We start from the raw sequence: 22,440 nt of genomic DNA, 5'->3' as shown, positions 1-22,440 counted from the left end.
CCCCCGGCCACGACACTGCGACCAGGGCCAGATGAACATACCGACTGGTCGGACCGGGGGGAAGGCGTGGGGCGGGGTGCCGACGAGGGGGGAATCCGTCAGCCGTCCCTGGGTGATCGTCCTGCCCGGGCGGGGCGGCAGTCACGTGGAGTAGGCGTACCCCTGACGGTCGCCGCCCGCCCGGACGTCATGGCGGACGCTCAGAGGCGGGAGCGCAGCCAGCTCAGCTTCACGGCCTCCTGGTAAGGGCCGCCGCCCTCATGGTCGTTGAAGTCGTAGACCTCGATCTCCTTGTCGTCGTGGGCCCAGGCGTTGAAGGCGGCGAAGACCGTCGAGGGCGGGCAGGTCTGGTCCTCCAGGGCCGTCGAGAAGAGGGCCGGGGCGCGGCCGCGGGCGGCGAAGTGGACGCCGTCGAAGTACGACAGGGTGCGCAGGGCGTCCTCGGTACGGCCACGGTGGGTCTTGAGGAACAGGCCGATCTCACGGTACGGGTGACGGTCCGTCATCTTCGCCGCGCGGGGGTAGTCACACAGGAACGGCACGTCGGGGGCGATGGCGACGAGGTCGGGGACCAGACCGCCCACGGCTATCGTGATGCCGCCGCCCTGGCTCGTACCGAGCGCGACCGTGCGCGAGGCGTCGGTCGCCGGGTGCGAGCGGGCCGCCTCGACGGCACGCACCGCGTCCGTGAACACCCGCCGGTAGTAGTAGTTCTCGGGGGCGTCGATGCCGCGGGTCATGAAACCGGGGAAGGCGGGCCCGCCGCCCACCGGGTCCCCCGTACCGCCGCCACCGCCCCACGCGCTGCCCTGGCCGCGCGTGTCCATCAAGAAGTGCGCCCGACCCGACGACGCCCACAACAGGTGCTCGTGCGGCAGCCCGCGCCCGCCGCCGTACCCGAGGAACTCCACGACCAGCGGCACCGGTTCCGTGGCCCCGGCGGGCAGCGTCAGCCAGCCCTTCACCGGGTGCCCGCCGAACCCCGCGAACGTCACGTCGTACACCTCGACCGTCGTCAGTCCCGTGTCGACCGGTTCGAACCGGGCGTCCAGGTCGTGCTCACGGGCCTCCTGAAGGGTCTTGTTCCAGAACGCGTCGAAGTCCTCGGGCTCCACGGAAGCGCTGCGGTACTCGTGGAGCTCGTCCAGGGGGAGGTCGAACAGGGCCATGTAGGACCGCCTTCAAAGAGAGACACTGCGGATGATCACACCGTACGCGTGTCATCGGACGACTCGCCAGGACTTTGCCCAGCTGCCTGCTGACGACGGCACCTTGACGCCGACCGGGGAGTTGCTGGTCAAGCAGGCTGAACTGCTGGTTGTGGACGGGTTCGGAAGATCCACCGTGGGCGGGTGACCGTCGCCAATGGTCGGGTCACCGACAGGGGTCGGCTTTCGGTCAGCCGCGCTTCTCAGGGTCTGCGCGAGGTCGGCCCCCGAACTGCATCTGGAGCCGTGACCGTCGCGCGAGGCTCACGCCCAGTGGCGGCGGGACCACTGGGGTTCGGTGCGGGCCCATTCCTCGCCCCACTCCGCGAGCCGGCGGCGGGTGGCCACGCGGCGTACGACGGTGTGGCCGAGGAGGACCAGGGCGGCCGCGCCGACCGTGGCGCAGGCTCCCGTGGTGACGGTGTACTGCCACACGGCGTAGCCGTTCGGCGGAGCCGAGACGTTGCGGCCCCGGGAGTCGAACCACACCTCGACGTCCTCGCCCTTGCGCGTGCCGCCGGGGACGCTCGCCGTGGCGGTCCGCACGCCCTCGCCCGGTTCCGTCCAGCGCACCGTCGTGCGGTACGTGTGCCGGCGGGTGTTCTGTGTCGTCGGCAGCGAGTCGGAGCCCCCGCCGACCACCTCGGCCCGCACGCTGTGCCGTTCGGCGCGCTGGGCCGTCGCGGTCGCCAGCGCCTCGGAATGGGCCCACCCGCCCGCGACCACCCCGGCGATCGGGGCGCCCACGAGCAGCAGCACGGCCACCGCCAACGCCGTCCATGCCTCGATGACGTCCGACCGCCGGCGCAACGGGTTCCACCGCCACCGCCACCGCCAGCCGAGCATCCGGGTCCGGGTCCGCATGTCGACCTCCTCGCCGTCTCCGGGGCCGAAGGACAGGACGGGCCGTATCGGGGGCCGGTCCGTCTCCCTCAGCACCAGCACGGATGCGAGTGCCCCCAAGGATCTGGTACCCCGTCCGCCGGACATCGTTCACCGCGGCCCCTATGGAATCGGGCCATATGGCGACCCCGGGCGGGTGCCGACGATCCCGTCCCTCAGCCGAACCGCTCGATCCGGATCCGGTCCACCGGCTGGCCCGCCTCGACCAGCAGTCGTGAGGCGTGCTCCGCGAAGGCGTTGGACCCGCACACATAGGCCTCCCACCCACCAGGCGGCTGCTCGGCCAGGAGCGGCGCCACATGTGCGGCGGCCATACGGCCCACCGCCACACCCTCCGGCGCGGTCCGTGTGAAGACCGGTGTCGTCTCGGCACCGAACTCGTCCGCGTAGATGAGTTCCTCGGGGCCGCGTGCGGAGACCAGCAGCCGCAGGGGCACGGACAGGCCCCGCGCCCGATGGTGCCGGACCATCGACATCAGCGGGACGACACCGGAGCCGGCGCCGATCAGCAGGGCCGGCCGGTCGCCGGGCCAGGCGAAGAAGCCGCTGAGCGGGCCGCGCACCTCGACGCGGTCACCGGGCTCGGCCACCGTGTGGAACCAGCCCGACACCTCGCCGCCCTCGACATGGTCCAGGGTCAGCTCGATGTGCCCCGGGTCGTCCGGCGCGGAGGCGATCGAGTAGTGGCGCTGCGCCACATATCCGTCCTCCGCGATCAGCCGCAGCATCAGATGCTGCCCGGGCAGATGCCCCGTCCACTCGGGCACCGCGAAGCGGAAGGTGGACGCGTACGGGGTCTCGCGGCGGATCTCGGTGAGCGTCGCGGTCTGCCACACGGAGGCGGCGCGTTGACTCACGGCGATCCGCCCTGGCACGGCGAACCGCGTCGGGGGAGTGAAGGCGGGGGAGGCCTGCGTGGACGAGGGCGATCCCTGCATGGACGAAGGTGATCCCTGTGTCGCTTGCTCAGTCACCGGAGTACCGCTGCTCCTCCCACGGGTTGCCCCGCGCGTGATAGCCGTTCTGCTCCCAGAACCCGGGCTCGTCATGATCGAGGAGCCTGAGGCCCGCGACCCACTTGGCGCTCTTCCAGAAGTACAGATGCGGCACCAGCAGTCGCGCCGGGCCCCCGTGCTCCGGTGCCAGCGGCTTGCCGTCGAACTCCCACGCGATCCACGCCCGGCCACCGGTCACGTCGGACAGCGGCAGGTTCGTGGTGTACCCGGTGTGGGAGTAGGCGACGACATGGGTGGCGGACCCATGGGGCCGGACCACATCCAGGAACGCGTCCAGGGACACGCCCCCGAACCGCACCCCGAACTTCGACCAGCTCGTCACACAGTGGATGTCACCCTCGTACACCGAACCCGGCAGCGCGTGCGCCTCGTCCCAGTCCCAGGTGCGCGGTGTCTCGACCAGCCCGTCGACACGGAAGGTCCAGTCGGCCGGCGACAGCTCCGGCGTGACCTCCGCGGACAGCACGGGCCAGTCGTCGCCCGCGTCGTACTGGCCGGGTGGCAGCCCGGTGTTGTGGACGCGGGGGCGTCCGGTGAAGCCTCGGGTGACGTTCATGGATCAACCGTACGCTGTCGTCCCGGGTGCTTTGTCCCTGGTCAGACGGCGATCATTGCCGCCGTGTGAACTCTCCGCCGCCCCGGGAATAGCAGCCCGCCGCTCTTCCTTGCCGCCTGATGCCCGGCGCGAGCGAAGGAGAGTGGGAGAGCGATGCCCAAGGCGTACGTGTTCACGCGGTACGGCGGTCCGGAGACGAAGGTGCTCATCGAGGTCTGCGGCCCCCCGGTCGTCGGGTGCGCCGACCCCGCGCCGCTGTCCAGGGCCCGGATCGCCCGTCAGCCCGCCGGAGCCCTGCCCCTCGCCGCAGCCCCGTCCCTCGCCGGCGCGGCGCCCGTGCCCGGGACCGGGGTTGCCGCATGAGCGCGGACGCGGCCCACGCCGCATCACCGCAGGCCGACACACGACAGCGCGCCCACGCCCCCCACGGTGACAGGCGGCAGGCCGACGGCGCCCAGGTCCCCGCACCCGCGGTCGAGGCCCCTCGTGCCGCCACATCCCCGGCCGACGCCCCCCACGTCCTCGACCGTCCCGCCCTCGCCTCGCTGACCGGGCCGCACGCCCACTTCGCCGAGTGGCGCGGCCGTATCGTGCGCTACCCCGTCGACGTCTCGCCCTGGCTTGCGATGCCGGCCGAGCCGGACGCCGATGACTGGGCGGATCTCGCGGCCCTCGCCGGGCCGGGCGGGGAGGTCCCGCTGCTGGGATACCGCGGGGAGGTGCCCGACGGCTGGGAGGTCACGTTCCAGATGGACGGCGTCCAGCTCGTCGACGACGGGGTGCCGGCCGCACCCGAACCGGAAGCGGTCCGTCTCGGCCCCGCTGACGTGCCCGAGATGCTGGACCTGGTCGCCCGCACCCGCCCGGGCCCGTTCCTGCCGCGCACCGTCGAGATGGGCACGTACCTGGGCATCCGCAGGGCGGGGGCCCTGGTCGCGATGGCGGGGGAGCGGCTCCGTCCGCCGGGGTGGACGGAGATCAGCGCGGTCTGCACCGACCCTGCCTTCCGGGGGCAGGGCCTCGGGACACGGCTGATCCTCGCCGTCGCGCACGGGATCAGGGAGCGCGGCGAGACCCCGTTCCTGCACACCGGGGCCGGGAACACCGGCGCCATCCGGCTGTACGAGTCCCTGGGGTTCCGGCTGCGTCGCACGACCGCCTTCGGCGCGGCCCGGGCGCCCGAGGCGGTCGGGGACCGGCAGACGGCGGCGGCCTAGTCCGCTCGGTCCTCGTGCGGGCCCGACCAGGCGTTGTACCGCACGAGGTACGCCGCGAAGCGGGCGAGGTCCTCCTCGGGCCAGTCCGCGAGCCGCTCCTGGAAGGCGGCCCGGCGGCTCTCGGTGACCTGTCCGAGGATCCGCCGGCCCGCCTCCGTCAGATGCAGCACCTGGACCCGGTGGTCCTGCGGGTCCAGCCGCCGCTCGACGAGCGCGGCGCGCTCCAGCGCGGTCACCTGGCGGCTGACGGTGGACTTGTCCAGGGCGTAGTGCGCGGCGAGGTCGGTGGCGCGGCAACCGTCGCGCTCCTCCAGGTGTCCGAGCAGCGTGTAGGAGACCAGCGACAGCTCGGGGTGCATACGGCCCGCAGAGGCGCGGGCCCGCCGGGCGAAGGCCGTCATCTCGCGCTGGATGCTCTCGACGGCCTCGGTTGCGTCCACGGGACCTCCTCCACGGGTGTAGTTGTACAGTACAACTTGAGGTGGGGGTTGGGTATGCCAACCAATTCTGCGGGTCGCGGGACGAAGGGCGGAGGGCGCGGTCGGCGTCCGACCGCACGGGTAGAGTTGCGGCTTCCATGACTTCTCTCTCCTCTTCCGCCTCCTCCTTCGACTCGGTGGTCGCCGCGCTGCGTGCCGCCGGTTGCGTTTTCGCCGAGGACGAGGCCCAGTTGCTCCTGGACGCCGCGCGCACCCCGGACGAACTCGCCGCCATGGTGGACCGTCGCGCCACCGGCGCCCCGCTCGAACTCGTCGTCGGCTGGGCCGAGTTCCGCGGCCTGCGGATCACCGTGGCACCCGGGGTCTTCGTGCCGCGCCGCCGTACCGAGTTCCTGGTCGAACAGGCCCTGGCCCAAGTCCCGGACGCCACCGTGGTGGTGGACCTGTGCTGCGGCTCGGGTGCCGTGGGCGCCGCCCTGGCCGCCGCGCTCGCGGGTGCCGAACTGCACGCCGCCGACGTCGACCCGGCCGCGGTGCGCTGCGCGGGCCGCAACGTCGCCCCGTTCGGCGGTCACGTCCACGAGGGCGACCTCTACGCGGCGCTGCCCGAGCGGCTGCGCGGTCGCGTCGACATCCTCGCGGCCAACGTGCCGTACGTGCCCTCCGGCGAGGTCGCGTTCCTGCCCGCGGAGGCCCGCGAGCACGAGCCGCTGGTCGCCCTGGACGGCGGCGGCGACGGGCTGGACGTGCTGCGCAGGGTCGCCGCCGAGGCCCGCGAGTGGCTCGCCCCGGGCGGCTGTCTGCTGGTCGAGACGAGCGAACGGCAGGCTCCGGCGGCCCTGGAGGCCTTCACCGGCGGCGGACTGACGGCTCGCGTGGCCGTCTCCGAGGAGTGGTACGCCAACGTCGTGCTGGGCGTCAACCCGGCTGCTGCGCACGGGCGATGAGCAGGGCCACGTCGTCGGAGTTGTCCGGCTGGTGCAGGGTGCGCAGCAACAGGTCGCACACCTCCTCCAGCGGACGGTCGGGGCCGTCGAGGAGGTCCAGGAGGGCGTCCAGGCGTTCGTCGAGGGGATGTTGGCGGGTCTCGACCAGCCCGTCCGTGTAGAACACCAGACGGTCGCCGGGTTCCAGGTCGACGGTCGTGGTGGAGAAGGCGACACCGCCCACCCCCAGCGGCGCCCCGGTCGGCAGGTCGAGGAGTTCGGGCGCCCGTCCGGCGCGCAGCCGTACGGGGGGCAGATGGCCGGCGTTGGCGATCCGGCACTGGCGCAGACGCGGGTCGTGGACGGCGTAGACGCAGGTGGCGATCGAGTGGTCGAGGTCCTGGGTGATCCGGTCGAGGTGCTCCAGGAGGCGGGCCGGTTCGAGGTTCAGGGAGGCGAGGGTGTTCGTCGCGGTGCGCAGCCGGCCCATGGTCGCGGCGGCGTTGATGCCGCTGCCCATCACGTCGCCGACGACGAGCGCCGTCTTGCAGTCGTCGAGGGGGATCACGTCGAACCAGTCGCCCCCGACCTCGGCGGTGGCCCCGGCCGGCTGGTAGCGGGAGGCGACCTCCAGGCCGCCGGTCACCGGCGGGTGGCTCGGCAGCAGACTGCGCTGGAGGGTCAGGGCGGTGTCGCGGGCGTTCTGGTACCAGCGGGCGTTGTCGATCTGCACGGCCGCGCGGGCCGCCAGCTCCCGGGCCAGCAGCAGATCGTCCTCGCTGAACGGCAGCGGATTGCGGGTGCGCTTGAGATCGAGGGCGCCGAGCACCTCGCCGCGCGCGATCAGCGGGACGGCGAGATAGGAGTGGACGCCCGCGCGGGCCAGCAGCCCCGCCGTCTCCGGAGAGCGGGCGATGCGGGGCAGGTCCGACTCCTGGACCTCGGCCACCAGGACCGGCCGGCCCGTGCGCACGCACTCGGTGACAAGGCGGTCGGGGCCGTACCGGGCGACCTGCCCGGGCGGGTCGGCGGCATCGAGTGCCACCGAGGCGTGGTGCGCCCGGACCGCGAGGGCACGGATCACGGCGGGCTCGGTCGGGCCGAGGCTGCTGCGTCTGCCGTCCACCACCGCCTCCAGCAGATCCACGGCGGCGATGTCCGCGAGCTCCGGCACGGCCACGTCGGCCAGCTCACGGGCCGTGCGGTCCAGGTCCAGGGTGGTGCCGATCCGGGCGGAGGCGTCCGCGACGACGGCGAGCCGGCGCCGGGCCGACTCCGCCTCGACGGCCGCCCGGTGCTGCTCGGTGATGTCCACGACCGACATGGCCACGCCCAGTACCGTGCCGAGCGTGTCCTCCAGCCGGTACAGCGAGACCGACCAGGCGTGCTCCTCGTTCGGGTCGGCCGGGGTGCGGCCGAAGGAGTGCTGGTCGACGAGCGGACGGCCGGTCTCCAGGACACCGCGGGCGGCGGTCTCGACGGCGTCCACGTCGATCTCCGGCAGCACCTCGCGCATCGTCCGGCCGATGTGGTCCTCGGCCGGGACACCGTTGAGCCGTTCGAGCGTCGGGTTGACCGAGACGTAGCGCAGGTCGGTGTCCAGGACGGCGAGCCCGATGGGGGACTGGGAGATCATCCGCGTCGACAGCGCCACGTCCCGCTCCAGGCTGCGCACGGTGGACTGGTCGGCGGCGAGCCCCAGCGCGTACACGTCCCCGCGGTCGTCCAGCAGCCGCATGTTGCGGAACTCCACCAGACGGGTGCCGCCGTCCTTGCGGCGGATGGGGAAGGCGCCGGCCCAGCCCTCGCCCGTGGCCATGACGTCGGCGAACAGCTTGACCACCAGGTCGAGGTACTGCTCGTGGACCATGATCCGGGCCGCGAACTGCCCGAGCGCCTCCCGCGCGGTGTAGCCGAACAGCTCCTCCGCCTGGGGGGACCACAGCACGATCCGCCCCTCGGCGTCCAGGACGACCGAGGCCACGCCCAGCACGTCGAGCAGTCCGCTGGGCCGTACCGCCCCGCGCAGCGGCCCGTCGCCCTCGGCGACCGGAGTCCCGGCTGCACTCATCGCCCGCACCGCCTTCGACCGTCCACACGGCACGTCGTCCCCCGTGCCGACTCCCCTGTTCTACCGCGCTCAACCGCCGCGGGAGCACCCCCGGCGCCCTCTTCCACCATCCCTCACCACGCGCGAGCGCGTGCGGCGACGGTAGCAGGGCGGTCCCGGGGCCCCGGGGAGGCCGCCGACCGGTTCGCGAAGTGCCGAGCCCGCCGCTGGTCCGGTTCGGACAGTGATGCTTTTCTGGGGATGTGGCGCGGTTCCCGGGGAACCCGCGACATCGCGCCACTGCCATGAGAGGAGCCATCGTGATGGACCGATCGCATGCGGAGTCCGTCTCCGTCGAGCTGAGCGGATGCAACAAGGAGGACGCCCGGATCGTGTTCGACACGCTGTCCACGTGCTTCGAGTCGGACCGGGGCGCCGACGAGGTGCCCCAGCAACTGGACGAGTCACGGCCGATGGTGTGGCTCGGCACGTTCGAGGTCACCGACACGCACGACTGCCCGGCGCCCGCGAAGCTCTCGTCGTCGGTGGAGGCCGACGCGCAGGGCGGCTACTGGGCCATCGAGCGCCTGCGGGCCACCCTGGACTCGCTGTTCACCGTGCGTGAACTGTCCTCGACGTCCGGGGACCAGGAGCGGCAACTCCACCTACGCCTCGAGAGCCGCTGAGCCGAGCAGGCCGGTACGGCACGCCGGTGCACGGCGTGGATGACGGGCGGGCCCGCCACGCGGGCCCGCCCGTCCGTGCGTCCAGACCCTCGTGCCGCCCGCTGAAGCCGGCCCTCGCCGGGATGCCCTCGGTCATAGCGCGCGTCCCGCCGGGCGAACCCGTCAGACGCCTCCCGCCGACCCGGCCCGCGGTCGCCCCCGCAGGCCGACGTGGTCCGTATCACCCTCCCCGCTTGTGCAACTAGTTGCATAAAGGCTCGGTGGTCCTCTACAACAAGAGGGCAGACACCGCCGCCACGGAGGGGCCCGATGAGCCGTTACCCGCACCTGCTGAGCCCGCTGGACCTGGGCTTCACCACGCTGCCCAACCGGGTCCTCATGGGCTCCATGCACGTAGGCCTGGAGGAGGCCGAGCGCGGCTTCGAGCGGATGGCGGCGTTCTACGCGGCACGCGCGCGTGGCGGAGTGGGCCTGATCGTCACCGGCGGCATCGCCCCCAACGACGCCGGGCGCCCCTACGAGGGCGGCGCGAAGCTCACCACCGACGCGGAGGCCGAGCAGCACCGGGAGATCACCGAGGCCGTGCACCGCGAGGGCGGCCGGATCGCGATGCAGATCCTGCACTTCGGCCGGTACGCCTACCACCAGGACCTCGTCGCGCCGAGCCCGATCCAGGCGCCGATCAGCCCCTTCCCGCCGCACGAGCTCACCGACGCCGAGGTCGAGCAGACCATCGACGACTACGCCCGCGCCGCCCGCCTCGCCCGGCAGGCCGGCTACGACGGCGTGGAGATCATGGGCTCCGAGGGCTACCTGATCAACGAGTTCATCGCCACCCAGACCAACCACCGCACCGACCGCTGGGGCGGCTCGTACGAGAACCGCATGCGGTTCCCCGTCGAGATCGTGCGGCGGGTGCGCGAGGCCGTCGGCGAGGACTTCATCATCATCTACCGGCTGTCCATGCTGGACCTGGTCCCCGGCGGCTCCACCCACGACGAGGTCGTCACCCTCGCCAAGGCCGTCGAGGCGGCGGGCGCGACCATCATCAACACCGGCATCGGCTGGCACGAGGCCCGCATCCCCACCATCGCCACCTCGGTGCCGCGCGGCGCCTACGCCTGGGTGACCAAGAAGCTCATGGGCGAGGTGAGCGTCCCCCTGGTCACCACCAACCGCATCAACACCCCCGAACTGGCCGAGGAACTGCTCGCCGACGGGTACGCGGACATGGTCTCGATGGCCCGTCCGATGCTCGCCGACCCCGACTTCGTCGCCAAGGCCGAAGCGGGCAGGCCCGAGGCGATCAACACCTGCATCGGCTGCAACCAGGCCTGCCTCGACCACACCTTCAGCCTCCAGATCACCTCCTGCCTGGTGAACCCGCGCGCCTGCCACGAGACCGAGCTGGTGCTGTCACCGACCCGGCTGAAGAAGCGCGTCGCGGTCGTCGGCGCGGGCCCGGCGGGCATGGCCTGCGCGGTCTCGGCGGCCGAGCGCGGCCACGACGTCACCCTCTTCGACGCCGCGAGCGAGATCGGCGGCCAGCTCAACGTGGCCCGCCAGGTCCCCGGCAAGCAGGAGTTCGACGAGACCCTGCGCTACTTCCGCCACCAGCTCGACCGGCACGGCGTGGACGTCCGCCTGAACACCTGGGCGGCCGCGGCGGACCTCGCCGGCTACGACGAGGTCGTCGTCGCCACCGGCGTCACCCCGCGCACCCCCGACATCCCCGGCGTCGACCACCCGAGTGTGGTCGGCTACCTCGACGTCCTGCGCGACAAGGTGCCCGTCGGCGCCCGGGTCGCCGTGCTCGGCGCGGGCGGCATCGGCTTCGACGTCGCCGAGTTCCTCACCGACGGCGGCGACAAGGCGCACGAGGACCCGGCCACCTACTTCCGCCTCTGGGGCGTCGACATGGAGCACACCGGACCCGGTGGCCTCACCGCCCCCGAGCGCCCCGCCCCGCCGCGCATCGTCCACCTGCTCCAGCGCAAGGCCAGCAAGGTCGGCGCGGGGCTCGGCAAGACCACCGGCTGGATCCACCGCACCGAGCTCAAGCACCGCGGCGTGCGCATGGTCCCGGGCGTGCGCTACGACCGGATCGACGACGCCGGGCTGCATGTCACCGTCGGCGAGGAGAGCACGGTCCTGGAGGTCGACACGATCGTCCTGTGCACCGGGCAGGAGCCGCGCCGGGACCTCTACGAGGAACTGGTCGCCGCCGGTGTGAGCGCCCACCTGATCGGCGGTGCCGACGTGGCCGCCGAACTGGACGCCAAGCGTGCCATCAAGCAGGGCACCGAGGTCGCGGCCGCCCTCTGAGGGCCCGTCACGCCGTCCCTAGGATGACCCCATGTCACTCCCGCACGCGATCCTCACCGCCCTGGTGGAAAAGCCGTCCTCGGGCCTTGAGCTGACCCGGCGTTTCGACAGGTCGATCGGCTACTTCTGGTCGGCGACGCACCAGCAGATCTATCGGGAGCTGGGCAAGCTGGAGGCCGAGGGGCACATCAGGGCGCTGCCCTCGGAGCAGCCGGCCCGAGGACAGAAGAAGCGATACGAGGTGCTTCCGGCGGGCCGGGACGAACTGGCCCGCTGGACCGCCGCCTCCCAGGACCCGCGACCGCACCGCGACACCCTGCTGCTGCGGATGCGGGCGGCGGCCGTGGTGGGCACCGAGGGCGTCGAGGCGGACCTGCGCCGCCATCTCGACCTGCACCGGCGTCAGCTGGCGGAGTACCAGGAGATCGAGCGGCGGGACTTCCCGCCGGGCAAGGACAGCCCGCAGGACCGGTTGCAGCATCTGGTCCTGCGGGCCGGCATCGATCTGGAGACCTTCTGGACGCGGTGGCTCAGCCACGCGCTGGAGGAGTTCGCGCACCTCCCCGGCCCGCGGGACTAGATCGGCGGGACTAGTACCGCGGCTGGCAACGTTTGCGCGGGCGAACGTTGCCTGCCGCGGCACTAGAGACGGTGCGGCTTCGACCGGCGGCGCAGGAACCACGCCGCCGCGATACCGCCGGTCCCGACCAGGGCGGCGCCGACACCGAGGGTGACGGGGCCGTAGTCCTTGATGCCGCCGCCCACTCCGCCCATGACGCCCCGTGAGGGGGAGGCCGTGGCGGAGATCGTGGGGGTGGAGGCGGTCGAGACGATGACCGACTGGGTGCCCGCGGTGTTGTTGTTCGAGCACACGACGATGACCGTGTAGGTCCCGGGGCTGACGTTCGACCAGGCGGCCGACTGCAGGGCGCTCGTCCCGGACAGCGTCACCTGGCGGCCCTGGGCGAAGTTCGCCTGGCCGCTGTTCAGGAGCGAGGCGGCGCCCCAGTTGCCGCCGGCGTCCTGGGTGCAGGCGCTGGTCGTGACGGAGACCGTGGATCCGGTGGTGCTCACGGAGATTCCCGAGGCCGCGACCGCCGGTACGGCGGCCAGGGCAGCGGCGGCAGCCGCGGTCAGGCCGGAGCGGAGGAGAAGCTGAGTAGTACGCATGGACTGCCCTCCGGCGGCACGGTCGGCGGTACATCCCTGGCGCCGCCGAGGGTCGGGAAACACCCGTGCGCCTCAGGGGCAGCCAATGTCCTCGCGGCTCGCGGCGCATCCGGACGGCGCCCGTGCGGGTGACGGACTCCTTCGGCCCGCTCAGGCGTGCGGTGCCGTCACGGCCCCGAGCCGCCCGTGGTCACGGCCCGCTCCGGTGAGAACCCGCCCCACGTCCCGTCGGGCAGCCTGGCCCGGATCCGGACCCGGTGCGTGACCCCGGCGTCCGGGCCCACGTAGAAGCTGTAGCTCGCCCGGTCGCTCGGCGGGCTCCCGCCGAAGACCAGCGAGGTGGCCGGTCGGCCGTCGAGGTGGACCTGGTACTCCGTGACCGCGCCGTCCGCGCGCGGCGGCACCCAGGAGAGGTCGAGGTAGTACGCCCCGTCGTCGGCGAGGCGGGTCGCCGCGCGGAAGCGGCCGGGGGCGGTGCCACCGCCGGAGTCGGCGGCCGGCGCGGTGGTGAGACGGACGGCGGCGCTCGCCGGGGAGACGTTGTCGGCCGCGTCCCGGGCCCGCACGGTGAAGGAGTACCGGGTGCCCGGCCGCAGCCCGGTCACCACGGCCGCCGTCTGGTTCCCGCCGACACTGTGGATCTTCGTTTCGCCCTGATGGATGTCGTACGACGTCACGTCCCGGTCGTCCGAGGCCGCGGACCACGACAGCTGGACGGCCCGGCTGCCGATCGCCCGGCCCTCCGGATGCCCGGGTGCCGTCGGCGCCCTCCCGTCCGCGGTGACGGCCGCCGGGGTGGTCGCGCGGACCTCGCCGCTGCTCGGGCCGAGCCGGCCGTCGGAGTCCCGGGCCCGCACGGTGAAGACGTACAGGGTGGACGGCCTGAGCCTGGTGACGTCCACCATGTGCGCGGAACCCGGTACCTCCTTCACCTTCGCGGTGCCGCGATATACCTCGTAGGCCTCGACGCCCTGACCGACCGCGTTCCACATGACGTGCACACTGGTCGCGCTCCCGGCCTCGGCGGTGACGCCCACGGGCGCCGCGGGGAGCCGGCCGCCCTCCTCGCCGCCGCCCCGGCCGCAGGACGCGACCAGCGTGATCGTCGCGCAGAGCACGAGGAAACGGCGCACGGTACGGCCTCCCCGGGACGGTATTGGTCCGGACCAATATGGCGCCGTGGGTGGGGACAGGGCAAGGGGGCCGTCGTTGGTGGGCGGCCGGGACGGTTACGTATGCTGAAGCTCCTCGCGGATGAACTCCCCTTGAGGGCTCGGGAGTTCATGCCGCTGGCGCGGACCGCTGTCGTCGCTGTTCCCGCGCCGGACGCGGGCGGCCGGGCGGCCTGAGCCGACGCAGGCTCAGGTGCCCGGCCCCTGTCCGCGGTTCGGGACCCGGCCCCCGGCAAGGGGCGTGCACCGTACGGCCCCCTAACGGTGGCCGCATCTCCGGTCCGGCCTCAGATTTGGCTGAGTGCCCGTCAATGTCCCCCCGGAGAGGGTCCTTTATCGTGCGTGTCCAGTCACTGACGCTGGCCGCGGCTGGTGCCGCCCTGCTCGCCCCGACGATGACACCCGCCGCCGAGCCACAGGCACGGCAGGAGACGGTGGTGCGCCACGAGGGCGACGTCCGCGCCGCCGACCTGCTGGCCAAGGTGCGTGACTGCGCCCCCGTCTCCCGCGGCCGCTACCGCAGTGATGCCGACCGGCCCGCGACCATCCGGGTCTGCGGCACCCGCGACGCCGTCTTCTGGAAGGCGGACATGGACATCGACTGCGACGGCCGACCGGGACGCCGCTGCAACCGCCGTACCGACCCGCTCTTCATCGACGCCACCGCCTACCAGCAGTCCGACGGCCGCTACCTGAAGGCCGAACGCCTCCCGTTCATCGTGGTGCCCACCCCGAGCCGGATCTGGGACTACCGCGCGAGCGGGATCCGCGGCGGCTCGGTCGCGGCGGTCGTCTACAAGGACCGGGTGCAGTACGCGGTGGTGGGTGACGTGGGCCCGCGCGACATCATCGGCGAGGCGTCCTACGCCAGTGCCCGGGCGCTCGGCATCCGGCCCGACCCGCGCGGCGGCGGCACGGACTCCGGGGTCACCTACATCGTCTTCAAGGACTCGCAGGTGAAACCCATCGAGGACCATGACGCCGCCGTCGCGACGGGGGAGCGGCTGGCGCGGTTGTTCGCGCGGGGACGCTAGCCCCGAGCAGGGGAGCGTTGGACCGGGGGACTCACCTGAGGGCGAGGCCCACCGCCCCTCACCGCGCGGTGGGCCCCCGGGCCTGGTTCGGGGTCAGATCTTCCGGTAGGTGTACGCCTCCGCGGCTGCCGCCTCCACCGTCGCGAGGTCGGCGCCGGTGGCCGCTGTGACGACCGCCGCGACCGCGCCCTCCACGAACGGGGCGTCCACCAGACGGGTGCCTTCGGGGAGCTCGTCGCCCTCCGTCAGCAGCGCCTTCACGGTCAGCACGGCGCTGCCCAGGTCGGTGAGGACGGCCACCCCGGCCCCGCGGTCCACCGAGGCGGCCGCGGCGGTGATCAGCTCGGAGCTGGTGCCCAGCCCACCGCCCTCGGTGCCGCCGGCCGGGGCCACGGGGACCGCCACGCCGCCGCCCACCAGCCCCGTCGCCAGCTCCGCGACCGACCTGGCCACGTCGGCGCTGTGCGAGACCAGCACGATGCCGACCAGCGCGCCGTCACTCACCGCTCGCCTCCACGAGCGCCGCGATCAGCAGCGAGGCCGAGGTGGCCCCGGGATCCTGGTGCCCGATGCTGCGCTCGCCGAGGTAGCTCGCGCGCCCCTTGCGGGCCTGTAGCGGTGTCGTCGCCAGCGCGCCCTCCTCGGCGGCGGCCCGCGCCGCGGCGAAACCGTCGCCGAGCGCGTCCACGGCCGGCACCAACGCGTCGATCATCGTCTTGTCGCCGGGCGCCGCACCTCCCAGCGCCATGACCGCCTCCACCCCGGCCCGCAGCGCGTCGGCGAACCGCTCCTCGCTGACCTCCGCGTCGTCCCCGAGTGCCTTGCCGGTACGCCGCAGCAACGTGCCGTACAGCGGCCCGGAGGCCCCGCCGACCGTGGAGATGAGCTGCCGCCCGGCGAGCGAGAGCACCGCCCCCGGCGTGGCCGGGGCGTCCTTCTCCAGTACCGCCGCCACCGCGCGGAACCCGCGTTGCAGGTTGCTGCCGTGGTCGGCGTCACCGATGGGCGAGTCGAGGGCGGTGAGCTGTTCCGCCGCACGGTCGACGGACGCGGCGGTCGCCGTCATCCAACGGTGGAAGAAGTCGGCGTCGAGCACGGGATCTCCTTGCGTGGTAGGTACGTTGACTGCCCGCTGGCGCTGTCTCACATGCCCCAGCGCAGCCCCGCCGTCCGCACCGGCGCGTCCCACAGCCGCAGCAGCTCCTCGTCGACCTGGCACAGGGTGATCGAGGCGCCCGCCATGTCGAGGGAGGTGACGTAGTTGCCGACGAGTGTGCGGGCCACCGCGACCCCGCGGTCGGTGAGAACCCGCTGCACCTCGGCGTTGAAGCCGTACAGCTCCAGCAGCGGGGTCGCGCCCATGCCGTTGACGAGGAGCAGCACCGGGTTGCGCGGGGTCATGTCCTCCAGGATCGCGTTCACCGCGAAGTCGGCGATCTCGCCCGAGGTCATCATCGGCCGCCGCTCCCGGCCCGGTTCGCCGTGGATGCCGATGCCCAGCTCCAGCTCGCCGTTCGGCAGGTCGAAGGTGGGGCTGCCCTTGGCGTAGGTCGTGCAGGCGCTGAGCGCGACGCCGAAGCTGCGGGAGCAGTCGTTGACCTGGCGGGCGATCGACTCGACGCGCTCCAGGGGCTGCCCCTCCTCGGCGGCGGCCCCGGCGATCTTCTCCACGAACAGGGTGGCCCCCGTGCCGCGCCGGCCGGCCGTGTACAGGCTGTCGGTGACCGCCACGTCGTCGTTGACGAGCACCTTCGCGACCTGGATGCCCTCGTCCTCGGCGAGTTCGGCGGCCATGTCGAAGTTGAGCACGTCGCCCGTGTAGTTCTTCACGATGAACAGCACGCCCGCCCCGCTGTCCACGGCGGCCGCCGCCCGCACCATCTGGTCCGGGACGGGGGACGTGAACACCTCGCCCGGGCACGCCGCCGACAGCATGCCGGGGCCCACGAACCCGCCGTGAAGCGGCTCATGACCCGATCCGCCGCCGGAGACCAGCGCGACTTTCCCGGCCACGGGGGCGTCCCGCCGTACGATCACCCGGTTCTCCACGTCCACGGTGAGCTCGGGGTGAGCGGCCGCCAGACCGCGCAACGCGTCCGCGACGACGGTCTCTGGGACGTTGATGAGCATCCTCATGGGTACCTCCTGGTGGCCGCTTCCCCTGCCGACTGATGTCAGCAGTATCGAACGGGCGGTACCCAAAGGTCACGACGGCCTACCGGTACGGCCCGGTGATCCGGGTGCTGCCACGGCCGCAACGCGCGGATCGGGCCGACTCGTCGCCGAGTCGGCCCGATCCGCGCGGGGAACTGAACTGTTCGAGGCGGTTACGTAGAGTCACCCTTCGGTGCGCGTGCCGACGGGTCAGCTGCCGCCCGGCCCGCCACTGCCGAACGAACCGCTGCTGCCCTCGTTCCAGCGCGGGCGTTCCTGGTCCGAGCCGGTGCGGGTGGACGAGTTGCCGGAGGACGGGATCTCGTGCGGGGTCAGGCGGTGGTCGCTTCTGGGCATCTCGTTGGGTTCCCGGTTCTCCTGGACCTCGCGGACGGGGCCGCCCTCGGGCAGCCGTGGCTGTTGTTCCGGGGTGGGCGGGGGCGACTCCCGGCGCCGGAGGCGGGAACCCAGCCAGAAGGCACCGAGCAGCACCAACACCACGGCGAGTCCCGCCACCAGCATGCCGAGGCCAGTGGCGCCCGCGGCCATTGTCATCCCTGCGGTAGTCATGACCGGCGAGTACCCCAGACGTCCCGGGTGAACCAAACCGGAAGAAACCGGCCACGCCCTCGCGTGCGGGTGTTTGACGCGATGCCGTGCGGCTACCCGCGCGATGTGACGACGACAGCATCCCAACAGGAGCTCTTCCGGTTCCTGGAGGACCGCTTCGCGTGCGCCCAGGCGTGCACCGAATGTGCCCGGACGTGTGCGCTGCGCGCGAGCCTCGTGGACCCGGACGGAAGCGAGCAGGACGAACTCGTACGACGCAAGGGCATCATGTGCGCGGAGGTCTGCGACGCGACCTGCCGCCTGCTGTCCGAGCAGAACGGCCTGGACGAGCACGGCATCCGCGTCCAGTTGGAGTGGTGCCGGACGGTGTGCCTGGAGTGCGCGCACGCCTTCGACGACCACCCCGGTGGCGAGGATGCGGCGAAGGCCTGCCGGGAGTGCGCGCAGGCCTGCTCGGACTTCATGGCGACCCTGCGCTGACCGGCGCCCTGCGCTGAGCGAGCGGGCGTCCCGGACGTCCGTTCCACCGTCCTGCCCTGCCGCTGAGCTCGACCACCGACAGCGGCGGGACGGCTCTTTCGCGTGCCCCCGTCCTCGCCATTCCCAATTTCTGGAACACGTTCTACCGTGTGCGCCGACAGGACCGGTCCCGGGGAGCCTGGAGGCGCCGTGCATCTCGAATACACGCCCGAGCAGCAGAGGCTGCGCACCGAGCTGCGCGCCTACTTCGCCGAGCTGGTACCCGAGGACTCGCTCGCGCGGCACGGCGACCGGCGGGAGCAGAAGCGCTTCTACCGCGAGATCATCCAGCGGCTCGGCGCCGACGGCTGGCTCGGCGTGGGCTGGCCGAAGGAGTACGGCGGACGCGGCCTGACCGCCACCGAACAGTTCATCTTCTTCGACGAGGCCGCCCAGGCCGGGGTCCCGCTGCCGCTGATGGCGCTGAACACCGTCGGCCCGACGATCATGCAGTTCGGCACCGACGAGCAGAAGGCGTACTTCCTGCCGAAGATCCTCTCCGGTGAGATCGACTTCGCCATCGGCTACAGCGAGCCAGACGCCGGCACCGACCTCGCGTCCCTGAGGACGCGGGCGGTGCGCGACGGTGCGGGAGACTACGTCGTCAACGGGCAGAAGATCTGGACCACCAACGGCGACACCGCCGACTGGGTCTGGCTCGCCACCCGCACCGACCCCGACGCCCCGCCCCACAAGGGCATCACCATGCTGCTGGTGCCGACCACCGACCCCGGCTACTCCTGCACCGTCATCCACACCCTCGCCGGGCACGACACCACGGCCAGCTACTACGAGAACGTCCGCGTCCCCGTCACCCGCCGGGTCGGCGCCGAGAACCAGGGCTGGCGGCTGATCACCAACCAGCTGAACCACGAGCGCGTCACCCTCGCCGCCCACGGCACCATGGCCATCCGCGCCCTGCACGACGTCCAGCGCTGGGCGATCGAGACCAAGCTCTCCGACGGCCGCCGCGTCGTCGACCTGCCCTGGGTGCGCCGCCTCCTCGCCCGCACCCACACGAGGCTGGAGGCCCTCAAGCTCCTCAACTGGCAGATGGTCAGCGCCGTCCAGGACGGCACCCTCACCCCGCAGGACGCCTCCGCCGTCAAGGTCTACGGCTCCGAGGCCCGCCGCGACGCCTACGCGTGGCTGATGGAGATCGTCGCGGCGGCCGGCGCCCTCAAGGAGGGTTCGGCGGGCACCGTCCTCCACGGCGAACTGGAACGCGGCTACCGCTCCGCCGTCATCTTCACCTTCGGCGGCGGCAACAACGAGATCCAGCGGGAGATCATCTCGTGGATCGGCCTGGGGATGCCGAGGGTACGGCGTTAGCCTTCGGGACATGGGTGACCCCGGACTGTTCACACCGACATCGGTGACCTGGCAGATGCACGGCGACCCGATGATGTGGGTCGCCGGTGTCCGCGCGCTCTACCTCCAGGCCCTGCACCCGCGCGCGGTGCGCGGCGTCATGCAGAACTCCGACTTCCGCAGGGACGCCTGGGGCCGGTTGATGCGGACCGCGAACTTCGTCGGCACCCTCTCCTACGGCACCACCGAGGCCGCCGAGAAGGCGGGCGCCCGGGTCCGGAAGATCCACAGCATGCTGTCGGCCGTCGACCCGGACACGGGGGAGCGCTACGGCGTCGACGAACCGGAGTTGCTGCTGTGGGTGCACTGCGCCGAGATCGACTCCTATCTGCACGTCACCCGGCGCTCCGGGTTCCGCCTCACCGACGCGCTGGCCGACCGCTACATAGCCGAACACCGGGTCAGCGCACGCCTGGTGGGCCTGGACCCGGACACCGTACCGGCCGATCAGGCCGAGCTGGCCGCCTACTTCGAGAAGGTGCGGCCCGAACTCGCCGTAGGACCCGAGGCGCGCGCGGTGGACGACTTGTGCTCCGCCCGCCGACGCACCCTCTGCTCGTCCCGGCGCGCGCGGTGTTGTGGCGGCGCGTGGCGCAGCTGGCGTACGCCGCCCTGCCGCCGTACGCCCACGAGTTGTACGGCAGGCCGGCCCCGCGACCCGCCACCGTCACCCGCCAATTGCGCGCCACGGGCACCCTGTTGCGCTGCGTTCCCGCACGTCTTCGCTGGCAACTCCCGCCCAAACACATCCTCCGGGCCATGTCACGGCTCGGCCCCGGCTCGCGCCCGGCACCGTACAAAGTGGGTGGATAGCTCGCCATACTGGACGGGCCAGGGGCGGGGCGAGACCATCGGGGGCGAGCGCAGCAGATGGGGGAGAGCAAGCTGATCCAGGGCCGCTACCGGCTGCTCGACCTGATCGGGCGCGGCGGCATGGGCGAGGTGTGGCGGGCGCGCGACGAGTCGCTGGGCCGCCGTGTCGCCGTGAAGTGCCTCAAGCCGCTCAGCCCGTCCCACGACCAGTCCTTCACCCGGGTGCTGCGCGAACGGTTCCGCCGCGAGGCCCGGGTGGCCGCCGCCCTCCAGCACCGCGGGGTCACCGTCGTCCACGACTTCGGGGAGTCCGACGGAATCCTGTACCTGGTCATGGAGTTGCTGGAGGGCCGCAACCTCAGTCAGCTCCTGGAGGACAACCAACACCATCCGCTGCCCGTCGCGGACGTCGTCGACATCGCCGACCAGGTCGCCGCCGCCCTCGCCTACACCCACCAACAGGGCATCGTGCACCGCGACCTGAAGCCCGCGAACATCATGCGGCTCACCGACGGAACCGTGAAGATCTGCGACTTCGGCATCGCCCGGCTCGGCCACGACATCGGCTTCACCTCCCGGCTGACCGGCACCGGCATCGCGATGGGCACCCCGCACTACATGTCGCCCGAGCAGATCGGCGGCTCCGAGGTGGACCAGCGCAGCGACCTGTACTCCCTGGGATGCGTGCTCTACGAGATCGCCACCGGGGCGCCGCCGTTCGACCTCGACGACGCCTGGGCCATCCTCGTCGGCCATCGCGACACCCCGCCCCGTCCGCCGCGCAGCCACCGCGCGGAGGTGCCCGCCTACCTCGAGAGGATCATCCTGGACCTGCTGGCCAAGCTGCCCGAGCAACGCCCCCACGACGCCCGCGAGGTGGGCCGCCGCATCGGCCTGGGCCGTACGACACCGACGTACGTGCCCACCGTCGTGACACCCCAGCCGACGCTCAAGGCCGAACCCGCCGCCCGCCTGCCGTCCTGGACCCGCGGGATGACCACCGGCCACAAGGCCACCGGAGCAGGCCTCGGCACCACACCGCCGGATGCCGGGGCGGGGCTCACCGGCGAGTGGATCCCCCGCCCCGTCACCGGCCGCCAGGGCGCCGTGGCCCTCCCCGACGAACGCGGCACCCCGTCCCCGGAGGCGCTCAGCGCCCTGGCCGGGCGGCACAACGCCGGGCTCAGCCTGGGCCGCCTCGGCCGCTGGGCGGAGGCCGGTGAGGTGCACCGCGCGGTCGCCGCGGAGCGTGAGCACCTGCTCGGCCCCGACCACCCGGACACCCTCGCCAGCCGCTACGAGGTCGCCTTCACCCTCAGCCGTACCGGCCGAGCCGCCGACGCCCTGCGCGAGTACAAGCACGTGGCCCGCTCCCGCAGCCTCGCCCTCGGCCCCGACCACCCCGACACCCTCGCCGCCCGCCAGGAAATGGCCTACGTGCTCGGCCAGTTGGGGCGCCACTTCGACGCCCACCAGGTCTACACGTCGGTGCTCGCCGCCCGTGAGCGCGCCATGGGCCCCGACCACCCCGACACCCTGCGCTGCCGCCACAACCTCGCCTTCAACCTCAGCCGGCTCGGCCGCCCGGAGGACTCGTACCGCATGGCCTGCGAGGTGGCGGCCGCCCGCGCCCGAGTCCTCGGGGCCGGCCACCCCGACACCCTGGTCACCCGCTACGAAGTGGCCTACGCGCTCGGCCAGTTGGGGCGCTGGCAGGAGGCCCTGCGGACCTACCACGAGGTCGCCGAGGCCCGCGCCCAGGCGCTCGGCCCCGACCACCCCGACACCCTCGCCGCCCGCTACGAGGTCGGCATCAGCCTCGGCCGCCTCGGCCGCAGCGGGGAGGCCCTCCGGCTCTACCGCGACCTCATCGACGACCGCACCCGCGTCCACGGACCCGCCCACCCCGAGACCCTCCGAGCCCGCCACGGCCTCGGCGTCAACCTCGGGCGCCTGGGGCGCTGGGAGGAGGCCCTCGCCGAGTCCCGCGACGTGTGCGCCATCCGCGAGCGCGTCCTGGGCCCCGACCACCCCGACACCCTGGTCAGCCGCCGTGAGGTCGCCGTCGGCCTCGGCTGGCTCGGCCGCTGGGCCGACGCCCTCACCGAGTACCGCCGTGTCGCCGCCGCTCGGGAACGGGTCCTCGGCGCCGACCACCCCGACACCCTCGCCAGCCGCAACGACGAGGCCCACTGCCTGGAACAGCTCGGCCGCGGCGCCGAGGCGGTCGAGCTGTACCGCAGGGTGGCGGTACTGCGACAGCAGCGGGCGGCGGGCGGACCCTGACGGGGACGGAGAGCGCCGGCGGCC

The 22,440-nt window shown here is 72.8% G+C and carries 22 protein-coding genes and 1 pseudogene; 11 read left to right on the top strand and 12 right to left on the bottom strand.

Annotated elements, in window-relative coordinates; genetic code table 11:
- Nucleotides 1–200: 200 nt before the first annotated feature.
- The 4 genes from ACZ56U_RS11355 to ACZ56U_RS11340 all read right to left on the bottom strand — a co-directional run bounded on the left by ACZ56U_RS11355 (nt 201) and on the right by ACZ56U_RS11340 (nt 3,683).
- Nucleotides 201–1,169, bottom strand: coding sequence for an acetylxylan esterase (locus tag ACZ56U_RS11355; protein ID WP_469083784.1), 969 nt, complete (start codon nt 1,167–1,169; stop codon nt 201–203).
- Between the two features lie 303 nt (nt 1,170–1,472).
- The gene (locus ACZ56U_RS11350; RefSeq protein WP_469083876.1) at nt 1,473–2,072 is read right to left on the bottom strand and encodes an Rv1733c family protein; all 600 of its coding nucleotides are present in this window, start codon (nt 2,070–2,072) and stop codon (nt 1,473–1,475) included.
- A gap of 194 nt (nt 2,073–2,266) precedes the next feature.
- Nucleotides 2,267–3,049: a ferredoxin reductase gene (locus ACZ56U_RS11345; protein WP_469083783.1), complete on the bottom strand. Its 783-nt coding sequence runs from the start codon at nt 3,047–3,049 to the stop codon at nt 2,267–2,269.
- Between the two features lie 28 nt (nt 3,050–3,077).
- On the bottom strand, nt 3,078–3,683 hold the full coding sequence (locus ACZ56U_RS11340; protein ID WP_469083782.1) for a sulfite oxidase-like oxidoreductase: 606 nt from the start codon (nt 3,681–3,683) through the stop codon (nt 3,078–3,080).
- Between the two features lie 153 nt (nt 3,684–3,836).
- Between ACZ56U_RS11340 and ACZ56U_RS11335 the strand changes: the two genes are divergently transcribed.
- Together ACZ56U_RS11335 and ACZ56U_RS11330 are read left to right on the top strand one after the other, a co-directional pair.
- Nucleotides 3,837–4,046, top strand: coding sequence for a hypothetical protein (locus ACZ56U_RS11335; RefSeq protein ID WP_469083781.1), 210 nt, complete (start codon nt 3,837–3,839; stop codon nt 4,044–4,046).
- Nucleotides 4,043–4,900 carry a GNAT family N-acetyltransferase gene (locus ACZ56U_RS11330; protein WP_469083780.1) on the top strand — a complete coding sequence of 286 codons (858 nt, stop codon included), beginning with the start codon at nt 4,043–4,045 and terminating at the stop codon, nt 4,898–4,900. The genes ACZ56U_RS11335 and ACZ56U_RS11330 overlap by 4 nt, the downstream gene beginning before the upstream one ends.
- On the opposite strand, the gene ACZ56U_RS11325 is transcribed toward ACZ56U_RS11330, so the two are convergent.
- Nucleotides 4,897–5,340, bottom strand: a complete 444-nt coding sequence (locus ACZ56U_RS11325) for a MarR family winged helix-turn-helix transcriptional regulator (RefSeq protein ID WP_469083779.1) — start codon at nt 5,338–5,340, stop codon at nt 4,897–4,899. The genes ACZ56U_RS11330 and ACZ56U_RS11325 overlap by 4 nt on opposite strands.
- A gap of 137 nt (nt 5,341–5,477) precedes the next feature.
- On the opposite strand from ACZ56U_RS11325, the gene ACZ56U_RS11320 reads away from it, so the two are divergent.
- A complete protein-coding gene (locus ACZ56U_RS11320) occupies nt 5,478–6,287 on the top strand; it encodes a putative protein N(5)-glutamine methyltransferase (RefSeq protein ID WP_469083778.1) in 810 nt (269 codons plus the stop codon).
- Here the strand turns inward: ACZ56U_RS11320 and ACZ56U_RS11315 are convergent.
- A complete protein-coding gene (locus ACZ56U_RS11315; protein ID WP_469083777.1) occupies nt 6,259–8,337 on the bottom strand; it encodes a SpoIIE family protein phosphatase in 2,079 nt (692 codons plus the stop codon). The genes ACZ56U_RS11320 and ACZ56U_RS11315 overlap by 29 nt on opposite strands.
- A gap of 302 nt (nt 8,338–8,639) precedes the next feature.
- Between ACZ56U_RS11315 and ACZ56U_RS11310 the strand changes: the two genes are divergently transcribed.
- The 3 genes from ACZ56U_RS11310 to ACZ56U_RS11300 all read left to right on the top strand — a co-directional run bounded on the left by ACZ56U_RS11310 (nt 8,640) and on the right by ACZ56U_RS11300 (nt 11,907).
- Nucleotides 8,640–9,002 carry a hypothetical protein gene (locus ACZ56U_RS11310; protein WP_469083776.1) on the top strand — a complete coding sequence of 121 codons (363 nt, stop codon included), beginning with the start codon at nt 8,640–8,642 and terminating at the stop codon, nt 9,000–9,002.
- Between the two features lie 309 nt (nt 9,003–9,311).
- The gene (locus tag ACZ56U_RS11305; protein ID WP_469083775.1) at nt 9,312–11,327 is read left to right on the top strand and encodes an FAD-dependent oxidoreductase; all 2,016 of its coding nucleotides are present in this window, start codon (nt 9,312–9,314) and stop codon (nt 11,325–11,327) included.
- Between the two features lie 31 nt (nt 11,328–11,358).
- Nucleotides 11,359–11,907 carry a PadR family transcriptional regulator gene (locus tag ACZ56U_RS11300; RefSeq protein WP_469083774.1) on the top strand — a complete coding sequence of 183 codons (549 nt, stop codon included), beginning with the start codon at nt 11,359–11,361 and terminating at the stop codon, nt 11,905–11,907.
- Between the two features lie 62 nt (nt 11,908–11,969).
- On the opposite strand, the gene ACZ56U_RS11295 is transcribed toward ACZ56U_RS11300, so the two are convergent.
- Both ACZ56U_RS11295 and ACZ56U_RS11290 read right to left on the bottom strand, forming a co-directional pair.
- Nucleotides 11,970–12,497 carry a hypothetical protein gene (locus ACZ56U_RS11295; protein ID WP_469083773.1) on the bottom strand — a complete coding sequence of 176 codons (528 nt, stop codon included), beginning with the start codon at nt 12,495–12,497 and terminating at the stop codon, nt 11,970–11,972.
- A 167-nt stretch (nt 12,498–12,664) separates the two neighbouring features.
- Nucleotides 12,665–13,630 (bottom strand): fibronectin type III domain-containing protein, encoded by a 966-nt coding sequence (locus tag ACZ56U_RS11290; protein ID WP_469083772.1) that lies wholly within the window; start codon nt 13,628–13,630, stop codon nt 12,665–12,667.
- Nucleotides 13,631–14,007: 377 nt separating this feature from the next.
- On the opposite strand from ACZ56U_RS11290, the gene ACZ56U_RS11285 reads away from it, so the two are divergent.
- Nucleotides 14,008–14,703 carry a glycoside hydrolase family 75 protein gene (locus ACZ56U_RS11285; RefSeq protein ID WP_469083771.1) on the top strand — a complete coding sequence of 232 codons (696 nt, stop codon included), beginning with the start codon at nt 14,008–14,010 and terminating at the stop codon, nt 14,701–14,703.
- 93 nt (nt 14,704–14,796) lie between these two features.
- Here the strand turns inward: ACZ56U_RS11285 and ACZ56U_RS11280 are convergent, their stop codons facing one another.
- From ACZ56U_RS11280 to ACZ56U_RS11265, 4 genes are all read right to left on the bottom strand, one after another.
- Nucleotides 14,797–15,207, bottom strand: coding sequence for a PTS-dependent dihydroxyacetone kinase phosphotransferase subunit DhaM (locus ACZ56U_RS11280; protein ID WP_469083770.1), 411 nt, complete (start codon nt 15,205–15,207; stop codon nt 14,797–14,799).
- A complete protein-coding gene (gene dhaL, locus ACZ56U_RS11275; protein ID WP_469083769.1) occupies nt 15,200–15,799 on the bottom strand; it encodes a dihydroxyacetone kinase subunit DhaL in 600 nt (199 codons plus the stop codon). The genes ACZ56U_RS11280 and dhaL overlap by 8 nt, the downstream gene beginning before the upstream one ends.
- A gap of 47 nt (nt 15,800–15,846) precedes the next feature.
- Complete coding sequence (gene dhaK / locus ACZ56U_RS11270; RefSeq protein ID WP_469083768.1) at nt 15,847–16,839, bottom strand: dihydroxyacetone kinase subunit DhaK; 993 nt, start codon at nt 16,837–16,839, stop codon at nt 15,847–15,849.
- Between the two features lie 228 nt (nt 16,840–17,067).
- A complete protein-coding gene (locus ACZ56U_RS11265; RefSeq protein WP_469083767.1) occupies nt 17,068–17,427 on the bottom strand; it encodes a DUF6479 family protein in 360 nt (119 codons plus the stop codon).
- 105 nt (nt 17,428–17,532) lie between these two features.
- Between ACZ56U_RS11265 and ACZ56U_RS11260 the strand changes: the two genes are divergently transcribed.
- From ACZ56U_RS11260 to ACZ56U_RS11245, 4 genes and pseudogenes are all read left to right on the top strand, one after another.
- A complete protein-coding gene (locus tag ACZ56U_RS11260; protein ID WP_469083766.1) occupies nt 17,533–17,907 on the top strand; it encodes a four-helix bundle copper-binding protein in 375 nt (124 codons plus the stop codon).
- A 189-nt stretch (nt 17,908–18,096) separates the two neighbouring features.
- Entirely contained in the window at nt 18,097–19,278 is a 1,182-nt protein-coding gene (locus ACZ56U_RS11255; RefSeq protein ID WP_469083765.1) for an acyl-CoA dehydrogenase family protein, read from the top strand.
- 10 nt (nt 19,279–19,288) lie between these two features.
- Nucleotides 19,289–20,130, top strand: a pseudogene (locus ACZ56U_RS11250) (oxygenase MpaB family protein).
- A gap of 57 nt (nt 20,131–20,187) precedes the next feature.
- Nucleotides 20,188–22,416, top strand: a complete 2,229-nt coding sequence (locus tag ACZ56U_RS11245; RefSeq protein WP_469083764.1) for a serine/threonine-protein kinase — start codon at nt 20,188–20,190, stop codon at nt 22,414–22,416.
- Nucleotides 22,417–22,440 lie beyond the last annotated feature (24 nt).

This window comes from Streptomyces sp. NPDC034103 (assembly GCF_055575395.1).
Note: the sequence above shows the minus strand (reverse complement) of the source record. Positions and strands in the feature narration are given on the sequence as shown.

Excerpts from the sequence above, each read along its gene's own strand:
- ACZ56U_RS11355 (WP_469083784.1), bottom strand. The coding sequence starts at position 1,169 with ATGGCCCTGTTCGACCTCCCCCTGGACGAGCTCCACGAGTACCGCAGC.
- ACZ56U_RS11350 (WP_469083876.1), bottom strand. The coding sequence starts at position 2,072 with ATGCGGACCCGGACCCGGATGCTCGGCTGGCGGTGGCGGTGGCGGTGG.
- ACZ56U_RS11345 (WP_469083783.1), bottom strand. The coding sequence starts at position 3,049 with ATGCAGGGATCGCCCTCGTCCACGCAGGCCTCCCCCGCCTTCACTCCC.
- ACZ56U_RS11340 (WP_469083782.1), bottom strand. The coding sequence starts at position 3,683 with ATGAACGTCACCCGAGGCTTCACCGGACGCCCCCGCGTCCACAACACC.
- ACZ56U_RS11335 (WP_469083781.1), top strand. The coding sequence starts at position 3,837 with ATGCCCAAGGCGTACGTGTTCACGCGGTACGGCGGTCCGGAGACGAAG.
- ACZ56U_RS11330 (WP_469083780.1), top strand. The coding sequence starts at position 4,043 with ATGAGCGCGGACGCGGCCCACGCCGCATCACCGCAGGCCGACACACGA.
- ACZ56U_RS11320 (WP_469083778.1), top strand. The coding sequence starts at position 5,478 with ATGACTTCTCTCTCCTCTTCCGCCTCCTCCTTCGACTCGGTGGTCGCC.
- ACZ56U_RS11315 (WP_469083777.1), bottom strand. The coding sequence starts at position 8,337 with ATGAGTGCAGCCGGGACTCCGGTCGCCGAGGGCGACGGGCCGCTGCGC.
- ACZ56U_RS11310 (WP_469083776.1), top strand. The coding sequence starts at position 8,640 with ATGGACCGATCGCATGCGGAGTCCGTCTCCGTCGAGCTGAGCGGATGC.
- ACZ56U_RS11305 (WP_469083775.1), top strand. The coding sequence starts at position 9,312 with ATGAGCCGTTACCCGCACCTGCTGAGCCCGCTGGACCTGGGCTTCACC.
- ACZ56U_RS11300 (WP_469083774.1), top strand. The coding sequence starts at position 11,359 with ATGTCACTCCCGCACGCGATCCTCACCGCCCTGGTGGAAAAGCCGTCC.
- ACZ56U_RS11295 (WP_469083773.1), bottom strand. The coding sequence starts at position 12,497 with ATGCGTACTACTCAGCTTCTCCTCCGCTCCGGCCTGACCGCGGCTGCC.
- dhaK (WP_469083768.1), bottom strand. The coding sequence starts at position 16,839 with ATGAGGATGCTCATCAACGTCCCAGAGACCGTCGTCGCGGACGCGTTG.
- ACZ56U_RS11265 (WP_469083767.1), bottom strand. The coding sequence starts at position 17,427 with ATGACTACCGCAGGGATGACAATGGCCGCGGGCGCCACTGGCCTCGGC.
- ACZ56U_RS11245 (WP_469083764.1), top strand. The coding sequence starts at position 20,188 with ATGGGGGAGAGCAAGCTGATCCAGGGCCGCTACCGGCTGCTCGACCTG.